The 339-nt window shown below is 71.1% G+C and carries 1 pseudogene; it reads left to right on the forward strand.

Going from position 1 to position 339, the window contains the following annotated elements:
• Nucleotides 1-16: 16 nt before the first annotated feature.
• A pseudogene (locus IE94_RS0134590) lies at nucleotides 17-339 on the forward strand (hypothetical protein); the annotation flags it as partial.

The raw sequence follows: 339 nt of genomic DNA on the forward strand, positions 1-339 counted from the left end.
GGCCTCTGAAAAGGACATGGCCGCCCCTGTCCCGATACCCACCCTGTCCCGGTCCGGTGCCCCACGGGCCGACACGGCGGAGGCGGACAGGGCTGCCCGCGTCAGCGGCACGCTCCCGGCCGCGGACACCCCGCACGCGAGCGACGCGACCGAGACCGAGACCGAGATGGAGACCGCGACGGAGCCGGAGTCGGAGCCGGAGCCGGAGCCGGAGTCGGAGTCGGAGTCGGAGCTGGAGCTGGAGCTGGACGATGCCGTCACGGTCGTCGACACGCTGTCGGACTCCGACGACACACTCGTTGCATCCGACGAGGACACGACACCGAGGAAGGACGAGGA

The organism is Streptomyces violaceorubidus (genome assembly GCF_000717995.1).
Lineage (GTDB): Bacteria > Actinomycetota > Actinomycetes > Streptomycetales > Streptomycetaceae > Streptomyces > Streptomyces violaceorubidus.